Here is a 5,181-nt window from a genome sequence, read left to right as displayed (position 1 = left end):
GCTATTAACGAACTTAGAACTAGGCACAAATCTAATTATCCTAATCATTTATGCTGCCCTAGCTGGAGCCTATCTCCTAGTAATGCCAGCTATAGTCTATGCTTATCTTAATACCCGTTGGTATGTTGCTAGTTCTATTGAACGAGTTTTGATGTACTTCTTGATGTTCTTATTCTTCCCTGGTATGTTGGTTTTGTCCCCATTTTTAAACTTTCGCCCTAGAAAGCGACAAATTGAAGGTTAATGCGACGAATTGATGCCATTGTAATAAGTATTGGTATTTTTGGTGCTGGTGGTCTCCTCTATTTAGTATTACAAGTAGTAGGGATAGATAGTACCAATGCTGGTATTTGGACACAAGCAATTTTGGTCGGTGGCTTATTTATCTGGCTACTGACCTATTTATTTCGGGTTACGAATAGCGATATGACTTATAACCAACAGTTAAAGGATTATGAGGAAGCTGTGCTGCAAAAGCGTTTGGAAGAAATGACCCCAGAAGAGTTGGCTAAATTGCAGGCTGAAGTTGAACAGGAAAAGCTAGATAAGAGAAAAAAGCAAGAATAACAGGATTTATAACCAAATATTATGGTAGGGGTCAACGGCCGTTAACCCCTACAAAAGATGTATAGTTTTATTGTCCCTACTGGATAGTTATAATCAATTATTGAAAATAAAAAATGATTTCAGTTTCTCATTGTTTTGAATCTCTACGCAATAATGGTGGTCAGTGTGCTTTGATTCCCTTCATTACAGCAGGCGACCCAGATTTGGAAACTACAGCTAAGGCTTTGGAAGTATTGGATAGTAGTGGGGCAGATTTGATAGAGTTGGGTGTGCCCTATTCTGACCCTCTGGCTGATGGCCCAGTAATTCAGGCTGCTGCTACTCGTTCTTTGAGTCGCGGGACAACTTTGGAGTCGGTGTTGGAGGTAGTACAAACGGTTAGTCCGAGGTTGCGATCGCCAATAATTCTATTTACTTATTACAATCCTATTTTGTACCGNATTGGATAGTAGTGGGGCAGATTTGATAGAGTTGGGTGTGCCCTATTCTGACCCTCTGGCTGATGGCCCAGTAATTCAGGCTGCTGCTACTCGTTCTTTGAGTCGCGGGACAACTTTGGAGTCGGTGTTGGAGGTAGTACAAACGGTTAGTCCGAGGTTGCGATCGCCAATAATTCTATTTACTTATTACAATCCTATTTTGTACCGAGGGGTAGAGAACTTCCTAAAAAAAATTTATGATGTGGGTGCTAGGGGTTTGGTTGTGCCAGACTTGCCGTTGGAGGAGGCAGATATTTTGTTGAAACCAGCAAAGGATATTGGCATAGAGTTGACTTTATTGGTAGCTCCTACTAGTCCAAAAGAGAGAATAGAGGCGATCGCTCGTCAGTCTCAAGGATTTATTTATCTTGTGAGTGTGACTGGGGTTACGGGAATGCGCACTCAAGTACAGACGGGGGTGCAAGATTTGTTGGCACAAATGCGGGGGGTGACTGATAAACCTATTGGTGTGGGTTTTGGTATTTCTCAACCGGAACACGCTTTGCAGGTAAAAAAGTGGGGGAGTGATGCGGTTATTGTTGGTAGTGCGGTGGTGAAGCGGTTGGCTGAGGGAACTCCGGATGAGGGTTTGGAGGCGATCGGGCAGTTTTGTCAGAGTTTGAAGGCAGCTATAATTAATAATTAACAATTAATAATTGGCATTGCTGATTTTGGGTATAATTCGTATTTTTTGGTAATTGCTAAACTATTGAATAACAAATATTTGAGATTGTTGAATTTTTATTTTCATACCTTTATTCAGCAATGCTTAATAATTAATAATTACTCCTTGTTGAAAAAATGAGATTAACACATAAAGAAAGTTTTTGATATTATTTTCTTAACGCGGAGGCTTTAAATATGAATTGTTTAATTGTTAATTATTAACTATTGATTATTAATTATTCGGTAATAAATTCTATCTTTTTTCGGCAATTACTTGTAGTTCTCCTCCTTCATCATGTCTGGGAGACAAAAATTCTGCATTCAAAACTAGAAATTTTGCTTCAATAATCTCTTGCAAAATATCATTAGAATAACCAATGTAGCGAGTAGCTATACCATTATAAATAGTACAGCGTGTTTGAGGATCAAAATTATGAAACTTAGTTGTTGTGAGAATGTAATTACACATCGTATTGATTATCAGAATACCACCTGGTCTCAGAATACGATGAGCTGTCTGGAGAAATAGAAGGCGATCGCTACCAATGATACAATGTAAACAACGACCATCTAAAGCAAGATCAAAAGAGGCATCAGGAATTTCAGTTAATTTGAGGACATCACCCTGAATAAAGTTAACATTAACATTAGCCTTCGCTGCATTTTGAATCGCCCAATTAATTGCAGTAGGAGCAATATCAACACCTGTAACATCATATCCTGCTTGTGCAAAATAAATACTGATATTTCCTGCCCCACAACCCAATTCCAGNTAATTACACATCGTATTGATTATCAGAATACCACCTGGTCTCAGAATACGATGAGCTGTCTGGAGAAATAGAAGGCGATCGCACCAATGATACAATGTAAACAACGACCATCTAAAGCAAGATCAAAAGAGGCATCAGGAATTTCAGTTAATTTGAGGACATCACCCTGAATAAAGTTAACATTAACATTAGCCTTCGCTGCATTTTGAATCGCCCAATTAATTGCAGTAGGAGCAATATCAACACCTGTAACATCATATCCTGCTTGTGCAAAATAAATACTGATATTTCCTGCCCCACAACCCAATTCCAGTAATTTCCCCTGTTTGGGAAATGCTGGTTTTTGCATCAATGGTTGCCAACTGAGTTGCCAGTCTTCTTCCAATTCTTCATGTTTCATCCAACCTGCATACTCTGGATTATTTTGTCGCCTTTGGTAAGCACGGTCATGTCCTGGATAGTCAGTTTTCATATAAATATTGAAACTTTTGCCAAAATTATCCAAATCAATAGAGATGTTCAAAAGAACATCTCTACCGTGATATAATTAGTTTGAAGGTTTCTTCCAACCTGATTGATAATATACTGGAGAACCTGTATCTGAAACAAAATGACAAGCTAAGTAAGAATTAATGAAACTCTTCCATATTGGTTCGCTTGACTTACGATAATATTCACCCAGGATAGGTTTAATTGCCTCTGTTGCTGTTTTCAAATGATAATGAGGCATACTCAAAAAGATGTGATGAGCGACGTGAGTACCAATGTCGTGATGAATGGAGTTGATAAAACCATAGTCGCGGTCGATACTTGATAATGCACCTTTGAGAAAATACCAATCATCTCCACGATACCAAGGAATATCCGGTTCTGTGTGGTGTAGGAAGGTGACTAAATCTAGCCACATCACAAATATTACATAAGGAACCAGGTAATATTTTACTAGAAAAACCCAACCAAATTGATAGGTCAGGAAACCAAGAAAACCTACCATTAACATCCAGAGAGCTGAACTGGTTAAAACATCCCATTTTTCATTAGGACGGAATAATGGACTATCGGGCATGAAATGGGAGCCTGCACGATTTGGCGATCGCCTAAATAAATAGAATGGATAGGCTAATAATACTATATAAAAGCGACCTATCTTTTCAGGCCAAGACATATTATTGTAATTACTCTCAGTCACTGGATACCAACTTTCATCAGTGTCAATATTTCCGGTATTGGCGTGGTGAGTTCTGTGGCTGATGCGCCAACCGTGGTAGGGAACGAGAATAGGAGTATGAGATAGATGCCCTATTAAATTATTCACCCATTTGGATTTGGAGAAGGAACCATGACCGCAGTCATGCCCGACTACAAATAAAGCCCAAAACATGGTTCCTTGCATTAACCAGAAAATGGGGAAAAAGAACCATGAATCTAAATTGTAGGCAATAGCATATAGACCTGCGATAATGCCAATATCTAGAAAGAAATAGCTCAGAGACCTCCACAGGGAAGGTTCAAAACAGTGGGGGGGAATAGCTGCCTTCACCTCTTGGAGAGTAAAGGGTAACTCTATTTTTGAGGGAGTTGAGTTTTTGTCAGTTGCTTGAGGGAGAACAGTGTTTGATTGCACTAAATTTTTCAGTTTATCTATTATGACCGATATTTCATCTTTACACAAGCTATACCGTTTCACGGAAGTCAAAAGTCAAAAGTCAAAATAATATTCTATCGGCTCAAAACTCTGACGTTAAAGTAATTTCAGCAAATAATTTAACATCTATAAAGTTTGAAATTATTTGTGACATCTTTAAAGTGAATTGGTATTACATGGAGCAGGTTAAGTTCCCATCAATTACTCGTAGCTCTGCTAAATGAATAGAGAGAAGAGGGGTAGAAATTTATGGCACTTTTACTGCATTAGGACAAATTCCATTAGCTCAGAAAAAAGAGCTGGTGTGGTAAACAAGTAGCGACTTTTGCTATATCCCTCTTAATACAAAGAGAGTTACACCAANCGTTAAAGTAATTTCAGCAAATAATTTAACATCTATAAAGTTTGAAATTATTTGTGACATCTTTAAAGTGAATTGGTATTACATGGAGCAGGTTAAGTTCCCATCAATTACTCGTAGCTCTGCTAAATGAATAGAGAGAAGAGGGGTAGAAATTTATGGCACTTTTACTGCATTAGGACAAATTCCATTAGCTCAGAAAAAAGAGCTGGTAGTGGTAAACAAGTAGCGACTTTTGCTATATCCCTCTTAATACAAAGAGAGTTACACCAACTCGAAACACTACTGCTACAAGACTACCAAGTAGCTAGTGGAAGATGAAACAGTATATATCGTAGCATAATCAGGGAGTAGTTAGGCACAAGAATTTTCTTAACTAGGACTTGCTGATTAAATCTCAAACAATTAATAATAAATAATAATAAAGTTTTTAGCCTTTTTGAGTTTGAAAAAAGTGCCTGGTTTTCAGTCTAATACTAATTTGATAAATGTTTCTTACATAAGGTAGCGACGTTGCATGCAACGTCTCTACATAAGAAGGAAAAAGGGTTCATTAATTGATAATTGATAATTGATAATTACCGAAATATTGTGGGTATGCGCCTCCCCTTGGATAGGGGATAATAAATAAAAATTTTCCTGTTCGTCAATCCTCTTCTTTTCAAGGAGAGGTAATTCTAAATTCTAAAT

General features: G+C 37.8%; 6 protein-coding genes and 1 pseudogene. 4 read left to right on the top strand and 3 right to left on the bottom strand.

Annotation, left to right across the window (positions count from 1 at the left end; translation table 11 throughout):
* Positions 1–34: 34 nt before the first annotated feature.
* The 4 genes and pseudogenes from ndhL to trpA (AFK68_RS11520) form a co-directional block, all read left to right on the top strand.
* Complete coding sequence (ndhL, locus tag AFK68_RS11535; protein ID WP_094672889.1) at positions 35–244, top strand: NAD(P)H-quinone oxidoreductase subunit L; 210 nt, start codon at positions 35–37, stop codon at positions 242–244.
* Complete coding sequence (locus tag AFK68_RS11530; RefSeq protein WP_094672885.1) at positions 244–567, top strand: DUF3007 family protein; 324 nt, start codon at positions 244–246, stop codon at positions 565–567. Before ndhL ends, AFK68_RS11530 begins: the two co-directional genes overlap by 1 nt.
* A 113-nt stretch (positions 568–680) precedes the next feature.
* A pseudogene (gene trpA / locus AFK68_RS11525) lies at positions 681–1,006 on the top strand (tryptophan synthase subunit alpha); the annotation flags it as partial.
* Position 1,007: 1 nt separating this feature from the next.
* On the top strand, positions 1,008–1,692 hold a 685-nt coding region (gene trpA, locus AFK68_RS11520), incomplete at its 5' end, for a tryptophan synthase subunit alpha (protein ID WP_143437791.1).
* A gap of 273 nt (positions 1,693–1,965) precedes the next feature.
* Here trpA (AFK68_RS11520) and AFK68_RS44835 read toward each other — a convergent pair.
* From AFK68_RS44835 to AFK68_RS11505, 3 genes are all read right to left on the bottom strand, one after another.
* Positions 1,966–2,484, bottom strand: a complete 519-nt coding sequence (locus AFK68_RS44835; protein ID WP_371357328.1) for a class I SAM-dependent methyltransferase — start codon at positions 2,482–2,484, stop codon at positions 1,966–1,968.
* 41 nt (positions 2,485–2,525) lie between these two features.
* Positions 2,526–3,008: a bifunctional 2-polyprenyl-6-hydroxyphenol methylase/3-demethylubiquinol 3-O-methyltransferase UbiG gene (locus AFK68_RS11510; protein WP_143437789.1), complete on the bottom strand. Its 483-nt coding sequence runs from the start codon at positions 3,006–3,008 to the stop codon at positions 2,526–2,528.
* Between the two features lie 24 nt (positions 3,009–3,032).
* A complete protein-coding gene (locus AFK68_RS11505; RefSeq protein WP_094672879.1) occupies positions 3,033–4,109 on the bottom strand; it encodes a DUF3474 domain-containing protein in 1,077 nt (358 codons plus the stop codon).
* Positions 4,110–5,181: the final 1,072 nt, after the last annotated feature.

It is taken from the genome of Hydrocoleum sp. CS-953, assembly GCF_002260545.1.
Lineage (GTDB): Bacteria > Cyanobacteriota > Cyanobacteriia > Cyanobacteriales > Microcoleaceae > Trichodesmium.
This window is presented reverse-complemented; position numbering and strand designations above follow the sequence as displayed.

What these genes read in the sequence shown, in the direction of transcription:
- AFK68_RS11530 (WP_094672885.1), top strand. Translation starts at nt 244, where the DNA reads ATGCGACGAATTGATGCCATTGTAATAAGTATTGGTATTTTTGGTGCT.